The organism is Allochromatium palmeri (genome assembly GCF_009720725.1).
GTDB lineage: Bacteria > Pseudomonadota > Gammaproteobacteria > Chromatiales > Chromatiaceae > Thermochromatium > Thermochromatium palmeri.
Genome location: NZ_WNKT01000009.1, coordinates 20,363 through 39,085, shown reverse-complemented (window position 1 = coordinate 39,085; position 18,723 = coordinate 20,363). Strand labels below are relative to the sequence as shown.

The window sequence follows — 18,723 nt, the reverse complement described above, 5'->3', positions numbered from 1 at the left end:
GTGGTTCAAGCCGATCGGCGAAATCGGACCTCGACGAGTAGCCCCGAGCCGGAATCGGTATCGAGCAGCTCGATGTCCACGTCGAAGAGATCGCAGATCCGGCGCACGATCGAGAGACCCAGCCCGGCGCCGGGCTCGCTCTGGCCGACTGGTCGATAGAAGCGGTCGAAGACGCGCGTGCGGTCCGCGGCCGGTATGCCGGGCCCGGAGTCGAGGACATGGAGCAGGAGATGGTCGCGTCTCCCTATGACGATCACCCGGACCTGCCCACCTGCCTGGGTGAACTTGATGGCGTTGTCCAAAAGGTTGCCGATCAGGATCGCGAGCAGCGACGGCGGAATGTCTACAAGCGCGTCTTCGTCCAGCGGTGTTTTAAGCGTCAATGCAATCTTCGCGGTTCGCGCAACCGGCAACATGTCCTCGACGACCTGAGTGGCTATGGCGACAAGCGAGCAGCGCGTTGTCTCATCATCGCTGCCCCGACGGTGCAGACGCGAGAGAATGAGCAACTGCGAGATCAAGTGACTCGCCCGGTCGATACCGCAGATGAGCTGCGCCAGGGCCTCATTTCGCTCTTGCGCATCCTTGCTGCGCTGGGCGATCTGCGCATGGGTGCGAATGGCGGCGAAAGGGGTGCGCAGCTCGTGAGAGGCGTCGGCAGCAAAATGCCGCTCAGCACTCAGCGCCCGATCCAGCCGTTTCATGAGTCCGTTCAGCGCGGCGGTCAGCGGGCGGATCTCAGCGGGGATGTAGCGCATTTCAATGGGATCGAGCTGGTCGGCCGAGCGATGGGTGATCTGACTTCTGAGACGCCGCAGCGGACGCAGCCCTTCGGTCACCGCCAGCCAGATCAGAAGCACGGCCAGCGGCATCGACCAGAGAATCGGGCGCAGCGCATGGAGCGTCAGGTATTCGATCAGCTCCGAACGAATGGCGTAGCTCTGGCCAACGTAAAGCATCTCGCCAGGATTGTCTGTCGGCAGTCCGAAGACGCGCCACAGCGCATCGGCGATCATGTGATTGGAAAAGCCCGGCGCATGGCCAAGCGGCTCGTCCGGTGCCGCGCCAAAACGACTGATGAGTCTATCGTTACGCCAGAACTGAAAACTGATCATCGACTCATAGGCGTGGCCGATCGGCAAGAGTGCTTGGGAGGCACTGACGACATCGGGCAGATTGCCGGCCTGCATGATCTGTCCCAACACATGCGCGGTTTGGGCGAGCTGGGCGTCCATCAGCTCCCCCACCTCGTGATTGGAGCGATCCACGGACACGAACGCGACGGCGATCCAAATTGTCACCCAGACGACGAGCAGCGAGAGCAGGAGTCGATGTCTGATGGAATTCATGATGACGGGTGAGAGACGAGGGTGTAGCCGACGCTCCGCACGGTCAGGATACGCTGTTTACCGAGCTTGGCGCGCAGATGATGGATGTGCACTTCAAGGGCGTTACTCTCGAGTTGATCCTCCCAGCCATAACCGGCGGCCAGGAGTCGCGCCCGCGGAACGACATGATCAGCCCGTGCGATCAGCGTCTCGACCAAGGCGTACTCCTTCGGCGAAAGCGGCACGCCCTCACCGTCCAGGCTCACGCAACGGTCTTGGGTGTCGAGCTCCAAGGTGCCCGCGCGCAGGATTGGGGCCGCATGGCCGCAGCTTCGGCGCGTCAAGGCACGGATGCGGGCGGTCAGTTCGTCCAGATCGAAGGGTTTGGCCAGGTAGTCGTCCGCCCCCGTATCGAGTCCGATTACCTTATCCGCCAAGGTGTCACGCGCCGTCAGGATCAGAACGGGAATCATCAGGCCGCCGGCGCGCAAATCGCGCAGTAGGGACAGGCCGTCTCGACCGGGAAGCCCCAGGTCGAGCACGGCGACATCGAAATGCTCAACCCGCAGGGCATGCTCCGCAAGAGCGGCCGTCTGGACCCAATCGGCGGCGTAGCCGTCTTGGGCAAGTCCGGTCTTGAGTCCCGGGCCGAGCAAAGGATCGTCTTCAACAATCAGGATGCGCATGATCTTGATCAGGATAGCCCATTTAATTGCTGCACGTTGCTTCGGTTTGTTACCGATGTCGTGATCGACCAAGATGAATGATCGGAGAAGGAACGGCCAATGGGTGAGAGCCAACTCAATAGGTGTCCATCGCTGTTTTTGAGCCGCACCCTTGCGCAATGTCGCTCTGACCGCACATTATTTCCACTTCGATTCAGTCTGGGGTCTCAACCCCAGATCCTGTATCCGGAACTGCCGGTCGAGACCGCCGCGACACCGCGTCCACAACTCTGAGGGAATACGCCATGAGCAACGAGCCAATCACCGTGTTTGAGGGTCAGGAGATCGACGTCAGTTGGGATGAACGACTCTGTATCCATCACGGCGAGTGCGGTAAGGCCGAGGGGGATCTGTTCGTGGGCGGACGCGACCCCTGGTGCCAACCTGACGCCGTGTCGCGCGCCGAGGTGCGTGAGGTGGTCGAGCGCTGCCCGACCGGTGCGCTCAGCTATCGCGACAAGACCGGCGAGTCTGAGCCGGCGCCGAGCGAGAATCGCGTCATGGTCGCCAACAATGGTCCGCTCTATCTCAGCGGCGATCTGGAGATCGAGGGCGCCTCGGAAGACATGCCAGGCGTGCATCGGCGCGTTGCACTCTGTCGCTGCGGGGCGTCCAAGAACAAGCCGTTCTGCGACAACAGCCATGTCGAGGCGCGTTTCGAGGACAGCGGCGCGGTCGGTGTACGCGGACCTGGACTGAGCGAGCACGGCGGTCCGCTAAAGGTGCGGGCGATGCCCGATGGTCCGCTCAAGCTCGAAGGCAATCTGACCATCCTCGCCGGCTCCGGGCGCGAGGCCTGGGAGGGGACGCAGACGGCGCTCTGCCGCTGTGGCGCATCCAAGAACAAGCCGTTCTGCGATGCCAGCCATCGCGCGGCCGGGTTCAAGTCGGACTGACGCGCCAAGACACAACGCGCACGAATGGCCTATGCTGACTCTCGCCAACCACCCAACGGGAGTCAGCGATGCAAGTCACCGCCTTTCTGCTCGGCATGCTCGTCTTCGTCGTCTACACGGTCCTGATCCGCGCCTTCTACACCGTCAAGCCCGATGAACGGGCCATCCTCACCTCCTTCGGACGCGCCCAGCGGATCGGGCGTCTCATGGTCGAGGACGACTCGCTCAACGACGAGGAGAAGCAACGCTACCGCTTCCCGCGTCTCCAGGTCATCGGCCCCGGCGGTCCCTATTTCAAATGGCCCTGGCAGGAGGTCCACAAGGTCCGGGTCGTGACCGAAGCCATCGACCTGACCTGGGATCCGACCAAGTCCCAGCACACCATCGAGGCCGTGACCAAGGACAACCTCACCACCGGCGTCGGCGGTCAGATCCGCTTCCGCGTCTCCGAAAACAACCTCTATGCCTATTTCTTCGGCGTCGACAAACCGCTGGAGCATGTCATGGGCTATTTCATCTCGGTGCTGCGCGAGCGCATCGCCAACTTCGTCGATCCCAAGGGCGAGAGCCTGGTCGGCGACACTGAGCTGAGCACGGGCGGCGCGGTGGCCGAACTCTCGGAAGGCGTCTCCATCAACGACCTGCGTAAGAACCTGCCGCTCCTCAACGACTACATGGAACAGCAGTGCCGCTCGACCGGCGCCCGCTATGGCATCGAACTCGACGCCGCGCTCATCACCCAGATCGACCCGCCATCCGAGGTCGACCGCGCGCTCTCAGCCATCAACACCACGCGCAACCAGGTCGCCGCTGACATCTCGACGGCCCGCGCCGATGCCGAGCAGCAGATCACCATGAGCAAGCGCGCCGTGGAGATCGCCCGCAACAACGCTCAGGCCGAGGTCGCACCCTTGAAGGAACTGGCCAATACGCTCGTCCAGATCAAGACCACCGGCGGGCCGGGCGCACTGCGGACCTATATCCGCAATCTGCGCGTACCGCTGCTCGGTCGCGCCACGCGCATCGTGCAGACCGCCGCGCCCAAGTAACGCGACCCCGGAGGCCCTCGTCATGTTCTTCGATCTTGATTTTTCGTTCGGTCCAATTTTCGCCTTCGTGATCGGCGTGCTCTATATCCCGATCCTGCTCGCCATCGCGCGTGCGCTCGGACTCTATGCCATCGTGCGCGAGCGCGAGGCACTGGTGTTCACGCTGTTTGGCAAGGTGCTCGGCACGCTCGACGAGCCGGGACTCCGCTTTCCGCTCGGCTATTTTGGCGCCAAGGCACTGCTGGTGCCCTTCTTCGGCAAGCTCTATAAGGTTCCGACCTGTCTGCGCCAGCACTATCTGCGTGACCAGATGGTCAACTCGGAAGAGGGCACGCCCATGGGCGTGGGCATCTGGTACGAGATGCAGGTCAGCGATCCGGTCAGCTATCTGTTCAGCAACGCCAACCCCGAAGGCTCGCTCCAGGCCAATGTCGCCAGCTCGACCATCTCGACGCTCAGCAATCTGGAGATGGACAAGATGCTGGAGGACCGCCATCAGCTCAGCCGCCGGGTGCGTGCCGCCGTCTCGCCGCTCTCGGAACACTGGGGCTATGCGCTCGGCTCGGTCTATATCCGCAAGGTGGCATTCACCGACCGCCAGATGGTCGACAACATCACCGAAAAAGTGGTCAAGCGCCTGGTGCAGGTCACGAGCGCCATGAAGCAGGACGGCGACAACCGCGTTGGACTCATCAAGAGCGAAACGGCCTACAAGGTGTCGCAGAAGATGGCCGAGGCCGCCGCCGCGCGTCCGGCGATCGTCGGCGAGGCACTCAACACCATCGCCCAGCAGGATTCCGAGGTGCTGAACGCGGTGATGGAGGTCATGGAGACCGAGCAGCTCATCGCCTCAGGCGCCGAGGTCGATGTGCTGCCGGTTGACTCGGAGATCCTGGTCCAGTTGTAGGCGATGTCGTGCGTCTCCTGACTGTCAGGTCTCTGTGATCGGGGCGGGCGCCAGCAGCGTGGTCAGGCTGTCCTCATGGAACTGAATGCGGGCCTCGGTCGCGGACAGGCGCATCTCGGCTTCGCGCCGTTCACCGGCGTTGGCTTCCAGTCGCCGTTCGAGTAAGCCCAGTGTGTCCTTGAGCTTGGCCAGTTGCTCCGCCTCGGCGCGCTCGGACTTGTCCACGGCCTTGAGTTCGCGCTCGATCTCGCGCAGGAGCGGACCATCGGTGCGATGTTCCGAGCGCGGCCAGAAGCGGCGCTTGCGCGTCTCGTGCGCCTTGGTTTCGGCTTGGCGCCACGCCAACTGTTCGCGCAGAGTCGTGGCCCGATGACGGCGCTCGGCTAGCTCGACTTCGCAGACTGCAAGACCCGAGCGCGTCGCGGCGATCTCGTCCTCCAGCTTGCGTCCAGTCTCGCGCAGACTCTGGCGTTCGGTGCGTTGCTTGGTCTCGATGCCGCGTAGACGCGCGAGTTCGTCGCGTGCGGCACTCATCAGCGCCTTGCGGTTCTCGCGCTGGCGGCGCTGTTCGAGCTCGGCGAGCTGGCGCTGATGGGCCAGCTGCTCGGCGACCTCGGCCTGACGGACGCGCGCCTGACTGCGTTCGCGCACATGCTCGATTTCCTGCTCGCGCAGACGGATGGCTTCGAGCGCCTGCTGGTGTTCATGATCCAGCTTTTCACGCTCGCGGCGCAGCTCATCTTCTTCGTGCAGACGGCGCAGATTCCAGTCCTGACGCGCCTTCTGGAGTTCGACAGCCAGCTGGATGCGGCGCTGATCCTTGAGTGCCTTGGTCTCGGTGGCCAGTTGCGCCTGGAGCTGATTGGTCCGCACCTCCAGCTCGCGCTCAAAGGCCGCCAGTTCGCGTTCACGCCGCCGCCGCGCAAACAGCAGCTCGTCTTCCAGGTTCTCGCGTCGATGGGCGAAGCGGTCGCGCTCCAGCTCGCGCTCGGCCAGATAGTGCAACAGCGGCTCGCGGACCTCGACGATGGCCTGACGCTCGGCGAAAAAGGCGGTGGGGTCTTTTTCATACGCCAGCCACAGTCGGGTGAACTCGACCGAGTTGAGCCTGTGCCCGGCCTCCGCCGGTGCGAATCCGGGGATGTCGTCGAGTCCACCGTCCAGATATTTGCGGTACTGCATCTGGAGGGTTTCGCTGAAATAGGCGCGTACCGACCCCGGCTCGAACAGCTTGAGCGCGATCAGCGACAGAAAGAGCACGCCGAGCGTGGCCTGGGCGAAGCCCTCGACCGTCTCGAAGTGTGGTACGCCCTGTTCATCCGGACTGTCCTGGAGCGCCTGGAGCGCCTTGGAGCGGGCGGCGAAGGTCAGGCGCGGCGGATTGGGTTCGAGCTGCTGGGCGGCCAGCTCAGTGGTAATCGCGTCGATGCGCGCCTGGTGCTCCTCGCCGAGCCGTTGCAGGGTCTCGGTGCGTTCGCGCCGTGTTTGCTCCCAGTCGTTGAGACGTCGGTCGAGTTCGCCTACACGCCTGTCGAGTTCGGACTGTTTGGCCTCCAGTTGGCCCGCCAGTAACTGGGCGTTGGCCTCCCATTTGCGCGCCTCGCGTCCACGCCCTTCAGGACGTCCGTCACGGCCGAGGATCTCGTCGCCGACGCGCTGCTGGGCGGCGAGCAGATCGCGGCGCAGCAGCTCCAGTTCCGGCGCGAACTCGCTCTCGATCTCAGTGCGGCGTTGACGCTCGCGGCTGATCGATTCGGTCAGACGCTCGATCTCGCGCGCCAGCGGTTCGACGCGCGCACGATAATTCTGCTCGATCTGGGTCGTGCGTTCGGCGATCCGGGCCTTGAGCTGGGCGTCGCGCTCGGCGTAATACTGTTCGACCCGCTGCTGATGGTGGGTGGCGATGTCGTCGGCACGGATGAGCTTGCCGAGAAAGGGCGCGGTGACATAGAGCGAGAGCGCGACGATGGCCAGCCGGGCGAGAAAGCCGAACATCCAGCGCACCAGGGCGAAGAAGCCCTGATTGGCGCCCGGATTCCAGCGCCGCGCGCGCGCCATGGGACGCTCGGACATTACCAGCGAGGCATCGATGATCCAGACGACCGAGAAGATCAGCACGAACAGCAGCAGCCCGGCGAAGGGCCGCAGCCAGGCGCTGTCCTGGGGCACGATACTCGCCCCGACCAGTCCCCAGACCAGACCCTCCAGGGTCGCCATCAGCAGGATGATGGTCCAGGCAAAGCCCAGCCAAACCTGCACGGCGGGTGTCAGCAGGCTGTCGCCATAGGGTTTCAGACGCAGATGATCCCACACGCGGCGCGCGGGGACGGGCGGGCTGGCTTGGTTTCCCGTCGTGTCGAGAGCAGTTTGGCTGGAATCGTTCACAGCGGCTTTGGGTCGATAGTCAGTATCTTGGTTCAATCGCTCGATCACGCGGCTTGCGTCCCATAGTGCCCGCAAGCATCATGTCGGGCTTTGCAATGTATCTAGAGGCCAGCATTTAACCATGGATCGCTTGACACTGAGTGCCATCATCGCTTCTGCCGCCTTCCTGGTCTTCCTGATCGTGACCCTGACCTGGCACAACGACGAGCTGCGTCCGCGTGTCTGGCAGCTCAACGAGATCCTGGAGCAGGATCCGATACTCGCGGACTATCCCTATGACTTCAAGGTGCTGCTCTTTCTCAATGGCGTCGCCACCCTGACCAGTCCCCAGGGGTCGTCGGATGTGCCGCTGCGGCCTTTTCTGAACCGCATCGATCCGTCGCTGGCCGACAAGCCTGCTGACGCGCCCGAGGTGGTCGAGGCCGAGCGCCGGTTCCGCGCCATCGAGATGCAGGCGATCAAGGTCATGATCAGTCTGCCGGACGTCGATTCGGTGGTCTGGGCACTGGACCGGGCCTGGTATCACAAGAACCGCGTCCCGCTGCCGAAGTAAAACGACACGGGGTGAAGTGAATGGTTCACTTCCAGGTGTTACTCGGCCTCGGCGGGTTGATCCTGCTGGCCATGCTGATCGAACTGGCGCGCACGCTTGGCTGGCGCCGGCCGCGCCCCTATGTCTTGCCCGAGCCGCTGCTCACTGTGCCCGAGCGCGCCCTGCTGTCGGTGCTGGAGCATGTCCTGGGCGCGGACTACCGCCTTCTGGTCCGGGTGCGCGCGGCCGATGTGCTGGATCTGGCGCCGCGTCTCAGGCGCCGCGAGCGTGAGCGGGCTGCCGAGCGGCTGGAACGCTATCGCTTCGATTTCCTGATCTGCGAGCGCGAGACCCTGAGCCTGCGCTGTGCCGTTAATCTGGCACCGCGCCGGCTCTGGCGCAAGACGCCAGGCACGGATGGCCTGGATCGAATCTGTAAAGCCGTCGATCTGCCGCTGGTGCGCTTGATCGAGCAGCCGCATTACGCGATCGCCGAGGTCGAGGCGCGACTGCGTGAGGCCCTGTCCGGTTCGGCCCAGCCGTCCGAATCCTCGCTACGGCTGGAACCCGAACTCACGAAGCCGCCCGTGTTCGATGACGAGCCGCGTTTCAGAATCGACCTGGACCTCGACGACCCGTGATACGTTCCAGTGTGGGCTGGGCTTTTAGCGTGGAGAGACGACATTCATGGCAACGGCACCGTGCCTGCGAATCGGATCCGTTCTGGTCATTGCGATCTTCAGTGCGCCGCTGAGTACATGGGCCGGTGCTGATCGGGGTCGCCTCGAGAGCGACCAAAACGCGCAGGCGGATTTGTTGTCCGTGCTCGATGATATGTCGACCCTGGCGACCAAGACACGCCTGAACGCCGACTATGTTCCGGGGATTCTGAGCGTCCTGAACGGCGATGAACTCATCGCGCTGGGGGTACGGACCGTCTGGCAGGCTCTGGAGCTGGTCCCCAGCGTGCAGATCGACCGCAATAACAATGGCGGGCTGCGCGTGGCGATCCGCGGTTTCCAGCACAGCAACGGCAACGTCAAGCTGCTGCTCAATTCGGTGGCGATGAACAATGCCTACGCCGGCTATTCCAACATCCTCTACATCCCGATCGAGCAGGTGGAGCGCATCGAGGTGATCCGCGGTCCCGGCTCGGCGGTGCATGGTGAGTTCGCCTTCGCCGGCGTCATCAACGTCATCACCCGCCAGAATGAGAATCGCGTCTACGTGCAGGCTGGAAGCGGTGAAACCTATGGAACGGGCGCCGTGCTATCGGCGCGATCGCCTGACGGGGACTGGCGTCTCAACCTGAACGCCTCGGGCTGGGACCGGCAGGGCACTGCGATCACGGCCGGACCCGACCGGCTCTACCTCCTGGGCCAGGGCGAGCTCTCCCAGGCGCCGGGCCGGATCAACAATGCCGAAAACTACCGGCTGGCCGTCTTTGCCCTGGATTACAAGACGCTCTCCGTGCTCGCTCAGTACAGCCGCAGCCAGGGCGGCACGTTTTTTGGGACATTCAACGTGCTGCCCGAGCCGAACACGGGCGCGAACGCCTCTCTGACCGAACAGACTCTGGTCCAGATTCGCCAGGGCTTCGATCCGACGCCGACGCTCGGCGCCGAGTTCAAGCTCACCTGGTCGGAGTTCATCGGCAACTGGGGGTTGGAGGCGCTGCCCGCAGGCACGTCCTTCCCGCTGGGATCGCAGAACGTCTATCCCGACGGCGTCTTCCTGGAGGACTATGTGCGCATCGTTCGCCAGGAGGCCGAGCTCGATTTCGACTGGCTCGGCTGGAGCGGGCATCGCTGGCAACTGAGCCTCTCGGCCGCCGAGGCACGCATTGATGACGCCTGGTGGGCCTTCAACGGCGATGCCGAGACTCTGGAGCCGCTCCCAACCGTGCATCGCTACAGCGGCGACCAGAACTTCATCGACGAGGGGGCGCGGCGTTCGATCTACAGCATCGCCGCGCAGGATCAGTTCCAACTCCTGGAGCGCTTGGCCCTGACGGCCGGTCTGCGCTATGACAACTACAGCGACACCGGCGACAATCTCTCACCGCGCCTGGCGGCCGTCTGGACCCTCAGCGACGAACACCTCCTCAAGGCGCAGTATGCCGAGGCTTTCTTTCCGCCGACCCTGTATCAGGTCTACGGCAACGCCAGAACCGGCGTGCGCGGCACCTTCTCGCTCGACCCCGAGACCGTGTCCACCACCGAGCTCGGTTACATCTTCCGGCGTGGTAGCCACGTCGGGCGCGCCACGCTCTATCACTCCAGGGTCAGGGATCTGATCGTCTTCGAGAACAACAGCAACGGCAACCTCTATGCCAACCGCGGCCAGGTGCGGCTCCAGGGCGTCGAGGCGGAATGGGAACAGCGGCTGAACTCGGCCTGGAAACTGACGGCCAACCTCAGTTACAGCGACACCCTGGACGAGGAGACCGGCGCTTCGCTGACCGGCGCGGCCGACTGGCTGGGCAACCTCGATCTGTTCTATCGTCCGCGCGCCGACATCCTGCTGAGCGGCCATTGGCGCTTTGTCGGCGACCGTCATCGCGCGGTGGACGATCCAAGACGCGACCGGCTCCCAGGTTATCAGAATGTGTCACTGACCCTGAATTGGTTCGACGTCGGCACGCCCGGTCTGACACTGCGCGCGGGTGTCGACAACCTCCTGGGACAGCAGATCAAGTCGCCCGCTGCTGCCTATACGTACATGGACGATTATACGCAGCTGGAGGAGCGCACTTGGTGGATACAGCTCTCCTACCAATGGCGCTAGCGCGTCTTCCCGGTGCCTGACGCCTGGACCAGGGTTGCAAGACGCAACAGCTTGGAGCTGATCTGGATGCCGGCGCGCGCGGCGGCCTCGCTATTGATCATGGGATGCAGCCGCCCGTTCTCGCGCACCATGGACAGGATCCCGCCGGCCCGCACCATGCCTTCCGTATCGCCGACCGTGAGCACGGGCGCGCCATCGACCTCAGCAAGCACCCGAGATGCGGATTCAGCCGCGCGATGATCGAGATAGAGGATGTGGCAGCGGCGCCACGGTATCTGTTCTTGGTCGTTGGCAAGCTGCAATGGCCGGCCCGCGACCTGCTCGCCGGCCAGGGTTCGTTTCAGACTGGAGGACAGCTCCGGACTGCCGAGCACGCAATAGCGCAGCGGCGCGGACGCCGAGTCGAACGCCGAGGCGGGCCACTGCATGAAGAACGCGAAGTTGAGTAGAAAATTCGCGCGTCGGTCGATGTCTTGGAAGGACTCATAGTAGCGCGCCTCTTCAAGAAAATAAGGCTTGAACTGGACGCCGGCGCGCTCGGCCTGGGTCAGGTTGACGATGGGCAGGATGCGCTCGGCCACATGGAGGCCAACCACGGCGCCATCCTCGACGGCGCCATCGAAGGGCGAAAAGACCAGCGTGCGTTGACGCTCGGACCAGGCGCGCAGGCGGCCGGGGTTCAGACCGACGCTGGCGATGAAGATGCCGCCTGGATGCGGGCCGGTATAGGCATCGAGATCCGCCGCTGTGAGCACTTCGACCTGGAGCCGATGTCCCCGGACCTTCGCCGCAGACTTGAAATAATCGGCCGCCTGAAGCGCGGAGTTACTGGGGCCATCGTAGACCACCAGCACCAGCAACCGTCCGTCCGGGCCGAGTGCTGTTTCGAGCGATTCCAACGCGCCGATACTGACCGGGAAGAGTTTCAGACCCAGTTGCATCCGCTGCTCGTCCTCGTGCCACAGGGTCTGACCACGGCCCTGGCCTTGAGCGTCCTCGGGCAGGAGCAGCATCTGAACACAGAGGAGGAAACCGAGCAGTGCCGCGCATCCAGTCTTTGCCAAGCCCCGATTCGGTCGGGCGCGGTCTGGATACGCGATGCTCAAGGGGGTCATCTCAAGCGTCCGAATCCAGGCGTTCGAGCCGCTCGTCGAAGCACAGCGCATCCAGGGCGAGCGCCTCAGACGCTCGGGTCGATCCACACCTGGCCATCCATGACCTTCACCGGAAAGACCCGGATCGGGCAATCAGCCGGCTCATCGAGTGGCTCGCCGGTTTCCAGACTGAAGCGGCTGCCGTGCAGCGAGCACTTGATCCGGTGGCCGTCGAGACAGCCGAATGACAGTGGATAGTCTTCATGGCTGCAATTATCTTCGACGGCATGATAACGCCCTTCGACGTGCGCGAGAATGATATCGTGCCCCTTGATGCTAACCTTGATGAATTTACCTTCGGGAATGGTATCGCAGGCCGCGACAGCAACGAAATGCTCCGACATCAGCGCATCCTCCGCGCGGCGCGACCCGAGTCGAGCACGTCGCGGACGCGATCCGCAGCGACCTCCAGTGAACGCTCGCGTCCCAGATGCCAGAGGATGAGCGCGCCGGTGCACACCAGGCTGTCGTAGGTTGCTCCTTTGACGCCGGTGAGTGCGGCAAGCCCTGCTTCGGCCGCGGCTTGGGCGGTGGCCTCGACATCGACCGCCACCGCGATTTCATCGCCCGGACGCAGCGTCTGCGGCAGATCATCGGGCAGCGGCACCGCGCGCACGGTCTGCTCGATGCCGAGCGTGGTCGGATCGATCTCGAAGGACTGCTCCTCGGCCAAATGCTGATAGCTGAAACAGACGCCCTTCTGCCGCAGCGAAGGGATGACGCCACCCTCGACGCCCCGGATCAGGAGTGCTGAGTCGAAGCCGGCATGGCGCGCGAGCATGGCATAGATGCGCGGATAGGGCTTGTGGACATAGCCAGTGACCAGATGCGTATGCTTGCGCCCGTGGATGGGACGCGCCAGCACCTCGGTGGTGGTGATGACCTGACGCTTGACGATGGTCGAGCGCAGGTCGACCAGATTGTGCAGCGGGGCGCAGAAGGCGCGCTGATCCACATAGCTCCAGCCGAGTTCGGGCTCGGCGAGCCGCTCGGCGGCCTCGACCGGGGTCAGATCGACCGGCACGCCAGCGGCCTCCAGCACATGCCGATGGGTGACACCGAACTTGGGTCCGACCGCGTGCGCACCATGGCTGATGCTCGCCACGCCGCACTCGGCCAGCACGGGCATCAGGAAGGGTGCGGCCGGCAGACAGCGGTTGTAGCCGTCGTAGGGATCGGCGATGTCGACCACCTCGTCGACCCCGGCGACCACATGGCCGGTCGCTTCGCGGATCGCATCCAGTACGCCCTTCATCTCGTCGTCGGTCTCGCGCTTCATGCGCAGCGCGATCAGAAAAATTCCGGCCTGAACCGGATCGACCGCGTTGTCGAGGATGGCGCGCATTCCGGCGCGCGCCTCTTCCACCGAGATGTCCTTGGACAGTTCGGGGCCGGTGGCGATGCGTTGGATGATCGAGCGCATCTGGGTCTTGGGGTCATCAGTCTGGGTCATGATCTGTCCTCCAGGAGGTCAATTGTCATCGTGAGTTCACTCGAAGCAAACCATATTGTGAATCCAAGCGGCATTCTCAATTCTCAATTCTCAATCGCGGAAGCGTCGCGCCAGATCATCATAGGCATCGATGCGCCGGTCGCGCAAAAAGGGCCAGAGTCGCCGGACCGGCTCGGTGCGTGCCAGATCAACCTCGGCAACCAGTAGCTTGGGTGCCTGATCGTCGGCCTGCGCGAGGATCTCGCCCTGGGGTCCGCAGACGAAGGAACTGCCCCAGAAGCGCGTCCCCGGCGTGAGGCCGTTCGGATCGGACTCATAGCCGACGCGGTTGCAGGCGGCCAGACTCAGACTGTTGGCGATGGCGTGCCCGCGCTGGATGGTGACCCAGGACTGGATCTGGCGTTGCTGCTCCTCCGGCGTGTCGTTGGGATTGCTGCCGATGGTACTCGGCGCGAGCAAAATCTGAGCGCCGCCGAGCGCCATGGCGCGCGCCGCTTCCGGAAACCACTGATCCCAGCCCATCAGCACGCCCAGACGTCCCACGGCGGTGTCGATCGGATTGAAGCCCAGATCACCCGGCGTGAAATAGAATTTCTCGTAACAGCCGGGAACGTCCGGGATGTGCATTTTGCGATAGATCCCGGCCAGCGCGCCGTCGGCATCCAGAACCACGCCGGTATTGTGATAGAGACCGGGCGCACGCTGCTCGAACAGCGAACCCACGATCACCAGCTCCAGCTCGCGCGCCAGCGCGCTCAGACGCTCCGTAGTCGGGCCGGGGATGGACTCAGCCAGATCGAATAGATCCGGATTCTCGGTCTGGCAGAAGTAGGGACCGTTGTGCAGCTCCTGGAGCAGCACCAGATCGCAGCCACGGATCGAGGCCGCGCGGATGGCCGCTTCGCCGTCTTCCAGATTAGCGGCGGTGCTGCCTTGATCGGACTGCTGGACGAGCGCGAGTGTCAGGGACGAGCGGGGCATGGTGTCGAACCTCGGAATGTTTTGATTCGGAGCGCAGCCTTGTTTATAACATTGCGCCGAACATTCGGTGATCTACAGCGCGGGCGCAAGGCTGGGATTGGCCGGGACGCGACGTTTTTCATAGGGCGCGAGAGACATGGCCAATTTTCAAACTCACCTCAATGTCGGCATCCTCGTCAGTGCCGCCGCCACGCTCTCGCTGCATGTGGCCGGTGTGGTCGAGCAGTCGCCGATGCCGGTGCTGTTCGTGCTGGGTGTGGCCGGCAGTCTGCTGCCGGACATCGACCTGGAGCGCTCCAAGCCGACCAGCTTGCTGTTTAACGTGCTGGGCGCGGTGCTGGCCTTCGCCGTCACGCTGCCGCTGACGGCGCGTTTTCAGCCGCTGGTTCTGGCAGCGATCTGGGCCATCGTTTTTCTGGCGGTGCGTTATGGCGTCCTGAAGGTCTTTTCGAGCTTCACCATCCATCGCGGGGTCTGGCATTCCTGGCTGGCCATCGCCGCCGTGTCGCTGGCCACGACCAATCTTGCCTACTGGGGGTGGGAGCACTCGGCCGAGCGCGCCTGGATCGCCGGCCTGATGGTCGGCATCGGCTATCTGACCCATCTGGTGCTCGACGAATTTTCAAGCGTCGATCTGTTCAACGCCAAGATCAAGCGCTCCTTCGGCACCGCGCTCAAGCCGATCAGTCTGAAATATCCCTGGAGTACGATCGCCATGGCTGGCGTGCTCGCGGCGCTGATTTCGGTCGCGCCGCCTGTCGAGGGGGTGCTGGAGCAGCTTGACCTCGATCCGCAGGCCACGCTGGTCGAACTGGAAACCTGGCTGCGCGAGGGGACGCGCTGGGCGGTCGGTCATTTGAGCGAGTGGTGGGAGCGGTTGAGCCAGCCGCTCGCAATGCAGGCGTCGCGCGGCTGATGGCGGACGTTCGATGGCGCGCGGTGCTGTACTCAGGGGCCGGTGTGCGCTAGATTATCGACCCTTTGCCTCGCGGCACGCGGTCGCGGGCTGACCACGGCATTACCAGCCTCCAGCAGGCGCGATTCAGACAGACGATCTCGGGGCTATGGATCTTAATTTTCTCGATTTTGAACAACCCATCGCTGAACTTGAGGCGAAGATCGAAGAGCTTCGGCTGGTGGGTCACGACAACGAACTCAACATCCAGGAGGAGATCGAGCGCTTGCAGGCCAAGTGCCGGACACTGACCGAGTCGATCTTCTCCTCACTCACGCCCTGGCAGATCTCGCAGTTGTCGCGCCATCCGCAGCGCCCCTATCTGCTCGATTATGTGCGGCGGGTCTTCGATGAATTCCACGAGCTGCATGGTGATCGCGCCTTCGCTGACGATCACGCCATCGTCGGCGGACTGGCGCGGCTCGACGGGCGTTCGGTCATGGTCATCGGTCATCAGAAGGGGCGCGACACTAAGGAGAAAATCCTGCGCAACTTCGGTATGCCGCGTCCCGAGGGCTATCGCAAGGCGCTGCGTCTGATGGAAATGGCTGAGCGCTTCCGGCTGCCGATCCTGACCTTCATCGACACGCCCGGCGCCTATCCGGGCGTCGGTGCCGAGGAGCGCGGCCAGAGCGAAGCCATCGCGCGCAATCTGCGCGAAATGTCGCGTCTGCGCACGCCCATTCTCTGCACTGTAGTGGGGGAGGGCGGTTCAGGTGGCGCGCTGGCGATCGGTGTCGGCGACTGGCTCGGCATGTTGCAGTTCAGCACCTATTCGGTGATCTCGCCTGAGGGCTGCGCCTCGATCCTGTGGAAGAGCGCCGACAAGGCGCAACTGGCGGCCGAGGCCATGGCTATTACCTCCGAGCGCTTGATGGAGCAGGGGCTGGTCGACGAGGTCATCCCTGAGCCACTCGGCGGCGCACATCGCAACCCGGATGCCATGTCCAAGAGCCTGAAAGACGCGCTGCTTGCGCGTCTGGACGTGCTGGAAAAAATCGACATGGAGGCACTCATCGCCGCGCGCTATCAGCGTCTGATGGGCTTCGGGCGCTTCAAGGAAGCCTGATCCGGGCGGTTGGGGCCGGCTGGCGGCGTCCGTAGACAGCGACGACGTGACCACCGAGTTTTCGCCTGAAGCACTGCTGGAATGGCTCGCCCCCTGTGGGGCGATCCCGCATTACTGGATCGCCTATAGCGGGGGGCTGGATTCCACTGTCCTGCTCGATGCGCTTGTCGCAATCCGCGAGCGGCTGCCGGGCGAACCGGCGCTCGACCGATTCAGTGCTGTGCATGTCGATCACGGTCTGCACGCGGACTCAGCCGGCTGGGCCAGGCACTGCGCCGCCCGCTGTGCGGCGCTCGCCGTCCCGCTGCACGTCGAACGCCCGACCTCGACACCCCGCCCCGGCGAGAGCCTGGAAGCCTGGGCGCGCGCGGCCCGCTACGCTATCTTCCGTCGTCTGCTGGCACCGGGCGAATGCCTGCTCACCGCTCAGCATCGTGACGATCAGGCCGAGACGCTCCTGCTGGCGCTACTGCGCGGCAGCGGCCCGCACGGTCTGGCCGCGATGCCGGTCGTCGCCCCACTCGGCGCCGGACGGCTCGTCAGACCTCTGCTCGATTTCAGCCGCCAGTCGCTCGCCGACTATGCGCACCGCGAGGGTCTCGACTGGATCGAGGATCCCAGCAACGACCACACCGCCTTCGACCGCAACTATCTGCGCCATCGCGTGCTGCCGCTACTGCGCGCGCGCTGGCCGTCGGTCGCGACGACCCTGTCGCGCAGTGCGCGCCATTGCGCTGAGGCCGCTGGGCTGGTCGATCAATACGCGGAGCAGGCGCTTGCCGATGTGCGCGGTCGCCAGCCGGGCGCGCTCTCGCTGGCCGCGCTCGGGTGTCTTGAGCGTCCGCTGCGCAAGGCTGTAGTCCGGCGCTGGCTGGTGGAACGCGGATTCAGAGCGCCGGAGGCACGGCGTCTCGATCGTCTGCTCGATGAACTGCCTGCCGCCCGAGACGATGCCAATCCGGGCGTCGTCTGGGAGGGGTGTGAGGTACGGCGCTATCGTGGCGAGCTGCTGGCCTTTCGTCCGCTGCCGCCGCTGCTACCGAGCGAGACATGCATCGTCTGGCCGATCACGGCGGAACAGGGCGTCCTGGAGCTGCCGACTGGATTCGGGCAACTGGAATGGCGCCTGCGCCCTGAGGAAATGTCGCGCGTTGGGACCATCCCGGCGCCAGAGCGCAATATGCGTCCAGCATCGATCGGTGCGATGACGACGATCGAGCTTCAGATCCGCTTCGGTCAGTTCGGTCACAGCTGCCGGAGTGGGGCGAACCGCCCACGCCAAAATTTGAAAAAGTGCTTCCAAGCCGCTGGTGTGCCGGTCTGGCTCCGGCGTCATCTGCCCATGATCTTCCAGGGTGAACGGCTCATCGCCATCGCTGGAGTTGGGGCTTGCCATGGTCAGGCTGACGGGATCGGGCTAAGCTTCGAGCTTCTGTGGTCTGGATTTACCTGGGAGCCGGATTGGCCAGGACTCAGTCGCCCACTGGACGTCCGGGTGATTGACGACATTGGAGCTGGTGCAGCCTGACGCTGTTCATCCGTTGCATCAATAGAGCGCATTCATCATCCTGGCCCGATAGCGTGCGACCAGATCGTTACCGCCGCCGAGCAGATCGAACACCGCCAGCATCCCCTTGCGACCGGCATCCTCGCCATAGGCACGATCATGTTTCATCAGTTCGAACAGGTGTTCGAGCGCGGTCTCATAATCACCGCGCAAGACCCGATGAGCCGCAAGCTGATAGCGCGCCTCGCTGTCGCGCGGATCCGTATCGAGCCGTGCGCTCAGTTCGGCCTCGCCCGGTGCATCCTCAATGGCGCTGGCAAAGCTCAGCTGGCCGCGCAATGCCGCAACCTCGGGATCGTTGACGAATTCGAGCGGCAGACTGTCGATCGCCTCCAGGGCCTTGGCGACCTCGCCTGAGCCAGCCAGCCACTGCACCTCGATCAGCGGTAGACGCTTATTGTCGGGATCCTCGGCGCGCGTCTGCTCGATGAGTGCGCGCGCCCCCGCCAGGTCGCCGCTCGCCAGCGCCGCCTCAGCCCGCTGGAGCATTCCATCGGACGCGCGCGGGAGATGACGGTCGAGAAATTCACGCACCTGCGGCTCGGGCAGGGCGCCCATGAACTGATCGACGGCCTGACCGTTGCGGAAGAGCTGCACTGTCGGCAGGCTGCGGATGCCGAACTGGGCCGCTAGTGCCTGCTCGGCCTCAGTGTCGACCTTGGCTAGCAGAAAGCGTCCATCATATTGCTCGGCCAGCTTGGCCAGCATCGGCATCAGCATCCGGCAGGGCGCGCACCAGTCGGCCCAGAAATCGACCAGTACGGGGCGCTCGTAGGAACCCTCGATGACGACGGCCTGAAAGTTAGCGGCAGTGACGGTGACGACGTGCGGGGAATGGCTCATAGCAATATCTGGAACTTGGAAAGCAGTAGTGGAAATCGTGTGAGAGGGCGTCCGTGCCGCGCTCGCTCGCGGTCCTTGGTATGGAAACGCGC

At 64.0% G+C, this 18,723-nt stretch carries 17 protein-coding genes; 9 read left to right on the top strand and 8 right to left on the bottom strand.

Translation table 11 applies throughout. The features are described 5' to 3' along the window. Positions 1-5: 5 nt before the first annotated feature. Both GJ668_RS06300 and GJ668_RS06295 read right to left on the bottom strand, forming a co-directional pair. Positions 6-1,349 (bottom strand): ATP-binding protein, encoded by a 1,344-nt coding sequence (locus GJ668_RS06300; RefSeq protein ID WP_155449297.1) that lies wholly within the window; start codon positions 1,347-1,349, stop codon positions 6-8. Then, entirely contained in the window at positions 1,346-2,086 is a 741-nt protein-coding gene (locus GJ668_RS06295; protein WP_281350188.1) for a response regulator, read from the bottom strand. Before GJ668_RS06295 ends, GJ668_RS06300 begins: the two co-directional genes overlap by 4 nt. Before the next feature lie 212 nt (positions 2,087-2,298). Here GJ668_RS06295 and GJ668_RS06290 point away from each other — a divergent pair, with 212 nt between their 5' ends. From GJ668_RS06290 to GJ668_RS06280, 3 genes are all read left to right on the top strand, one after another. After that, positions 2,299-2,949: a CDGSH iron-sulfur domain-containing protein gene (locus tag GJ668_RS06290; RefSeq protein WP_155449296.1), complete on the top strand. Its 651-nt coding sequence runs from the start codon at positions 2,299-2,301 to the stop codon at positions 2,947-2,949. 68 nt (positions 2,950-3,017) lie between these two features. Continuing rightward, a complete protein-coding gene (locus GJ668_RS06285) occupies positions 3,018-3,998 on the top strand; it encodes an SPFH domain-containing protein (RefSeq protein WP_155449295.1) in 981 nt (326 codons plus the stop codon). A 22-nt stretch (positions 3,999-4,020) separates the two neighbouring features. Next, positions 4,021-4,905, top strand: coding sequence for an SPFH domain-containing protein (locus GJ668_RS06280; protein WP_155449294.1), 885 nt, complete (start codon positions 4,021-4,023; stop codon positions 4,903-4,905). A gap of 24 nt (positions 4,906-4,929) precedes the next feature. On the opposite strand, the gene GJ668_RS06275 is transcribed toward GJ668_RS06280, so the two are convergent. After that, positions 4,930-7,218: a coiled-coil domain-containing protein gene (locus tag GJ668_RS06275; protein WP_186342922.1), complete on the bottom strand. Its 2,289-nt coding sequence runs from the start codon at positions 7,216-7,218 to the stop codon at positions 4,930-4,932. 193 nt (positions 7,219-7,411) lie between these two features. On the opposite strand from GJ668_RS06275, the gene GJ668_RS06270 reads away from it, so the two are divergent. From GJ668_RS06270 to GJ668_RS06260, 3 genes are all read left to right on the top strand, one after another. Beyond that, entirely contained in the window at positions 7,412-7,843 is a 432-nt protein-coding gene (locus GJ668_RS06270; RefSeq protein WP_155449293.1) for a hypothetical protein, read from the top strand. A gap of 20 nt (positions 7,844-7,863) precedes the next feature. Continuing rightward, positions 7,864-8,463, top strand: a complete 600-nt coding sequence (locus GJ668_RS06265; protein WP_155449292.1) for a DUF2726 domain-containing protein — start codon at positions 7,864-7,866, stop codon at positions 8,461-8,463. Between the two features lie 181 nt (positions 8,464-8,644). Beyond that, complete coding sequence (locus GJ668_RS06260) at positions 8,645-10,609, top strand: TonB-dependent receptor domain-containing protein (RefSeq protein ID WP_186342921.1); 1,965 nt, start codon at positions 8,645-8,647, stop codon at positions 10,607-10,609. Here the strand turns inward: GJ668_RS06260 and GJ668_RS06255 are convergent. The 4 genes from GJ668_RS06255 to GJ668_RS06240 all read right to left on the bottom strand — a co-directional run bounded on the left by GJ668_RS06255 (position 10,606) and on the right by GJ668_RS06240 (position 14,197). Further along, entirely contained in the window at positions 10,606-11,673 is a 1,068-nt protein-coding gene (locus GJ668_RS06255) for a YfiR/HmsC family protein (protein WP_155449290.1), read from the bottom strand. The genes GJ668_RS06260 and GJ668_RS06255 overlap by 4 nt on opposite strands. Before the next feature lie 116 nt (positions 11,674-11,789). Next, positions 11,790-12,107, bottom strand: a complete 318-nt coding sequence (locus GJ668_RS06250; protein ID WP_155449289.1) for a Rieske (2Fe-2S) protein — start codon at positions 12,105-12,107, stop codon at positions 11,790-11,792. Continuing rightward, a complete protein-coding gene (locus GJ668_RS06245) occupies positions 12,107-13,216 on the bottom strand; it encodes an anthranilate phosphoribosyltransferase (protein ID WP_155449288.1) in 1,110 nt (369 codons plus the stop codon). Before GJ668_RS06245 ends, GJ668_RS06250 begins: the two co-directional genes overlap by 1 nt. A 90-nt stretch (positions 13,217-13,306) precedes the next feature. Next, the gene (locus GJ668_RS06240; protein ID WP_155449287.1) at positions 13,307-14,197 is read right to left on the bottom strand and encodes a carbon-nitrogen hydrolase; all 891 of its coding nucleotides are present in this window, start codon (positions 14,195-14,197) and stop codon (positions 13,307-13,309) included. A gap of 136 nt (positions 14,198-14,333) precedes the next feature. Here GJ668_RS06240 and GJ668_RS06235 point away from each other — a divergent pair, with 136 nt between their 5' ends. The 3 genes from GJ668_RS06235 to tilS all read left to right on the top strand — a co-directional run bounded on the left by GJ668_RS06235 (position 14,334) and on the right by tilS (position 17,749). Further along, positions 14,334-15,113: a metal-dependent hydrolase gene (locus tag GJ668_RS06235; protein ID WP_155449286.1), complete on the top strand. Its 780-nt coding sequence runs from the start codon at positions 14,334-14,336 to the stop codon at positions 15,111-15,113. 148 nt (positions 15,114-15,261) lie between these two features. After that, a complete protein-coding gene (locus GJ668_RS06230; protein ID WP_155449285.1) occupies positions 15,262-16,221 on the top strand; it encodes an acetyl-CoA carboxylase carboxyltransferase subunit alpha in 960 nt (319 codons plus the stop codon). 46 nt (positions 16,222-16,267) lie between these two features. Further along, the gene (tilS, locus tag GJ668_RS06225; RefSeq protein WP_186342920.1) at positions 16,268-17,749 is read left to right on the top strand and encodes a tRNA lysidine(34) synthetase TilS; all 1,482 of its coding nucleotides are present in this window, start codon (positions 16,268-16,270) and stop codon (positions 17,747-17,749) included. Between the two features lie 18 nt (positions 17,750-17,767). On the opposite strand, the gene trxA is transcribed toward tilS, so the two are convergent. Then, the gene (gene trxA / locus GJ668_RS06220) at positions 17,768-18,631 is read right to left on the bottom strand and encodes a thioredoxin (RefSeq protein ID WP_155449283.1); all 864 of its coding nucleotides are present in this window, start codon (positions 18,629-18,631) and stop codon (positions 17,768-17,770) included. Positions 18,632-18,723: the final 92 nt, after the last annotated feature.

Coding starts and splice junctions, on each gene's coding strand:
- GJ668_RS06300 (WP_155449297.1), bottom strand. CDS start 1,349: ATGAATTCCATCAGACATCGACTCCTGCTCTCGCTGCTCGTCGTCTGG.
- GJ668_RS06290 (WP_155449296.1), top strand. CDS start 2,299: ATGAGCAACGAGCCAATCACCGTGTTTGAGGGTCAGGAGATCGACGTC.
- GJ668_RS06285 (WP_155449295.1), top strand. CDS start 3,018: ATGCAAGTCACCGCCTTTCTGCTCGGCATGCTCGTCTTCGTCGTCTAC.
- GJ668_RS06280 (WP_155449294.1), top strand. CDS start 4,021: ATGTTCTTCGATCTTGATTTTTCGTTCGGTCCAATTTTCGCCTTCGTG.
- GJ668_RS06270 (WP_155449293.1), top strand. CDS start 7,412: ATGGATCGCTTGACACTGAGTGCCATCATCGCTTCTGCCGCCTTCCTG.
- GJ668_RS06265 (WP_155449292.1), top strand. CDS start 7,864: ATGGTTCACTTCCAGGTGTTACTCGGCCTCGGCGGGTTGATCCTGCTG.
- GJ668_RS06250 (WP_155449289.1), bottom strand. CDS start 12,107: ATGTCGGAGCATTTCGTTGCTGTCGCGGCCTGCGATACCATTCCCGAA.
- GJ668_RS06245 (WP_155449288.1), bottom strand. CDS start 13,216: ATGACCCAGACTGATGACCCCAAGACCCAGATGCGCTCGATCATCCAA.
- GJ668_RS06240 (WP_155449287.1), bottom strand. CDS start 14,197: ATGCCCCGCTCGTCCCTGACACTCGCGCTCGTCCAGCAGTCCGATCAA.
- GJ668_RS06235 (WP_155449286.1), top strand. CDS start 14,334: ATGGCCAATTTTCAAACTCACCTCAATGTCGGCATCCTCGTCAGTGCC.
- GJ668_RS06230 (WP_155449285.1), top strand. CDS start 15,262: ATGGATCTTAATTTTCTCGATTTTGAACAACCCATCGCTGAACTTGAG.
- trxA (WP_155449283.1), bottom strand. CDS start 18,631: ATGAGCCATTCCCCGCACGTCGTCACCGTCACTGCCGCTAACTTTCAG.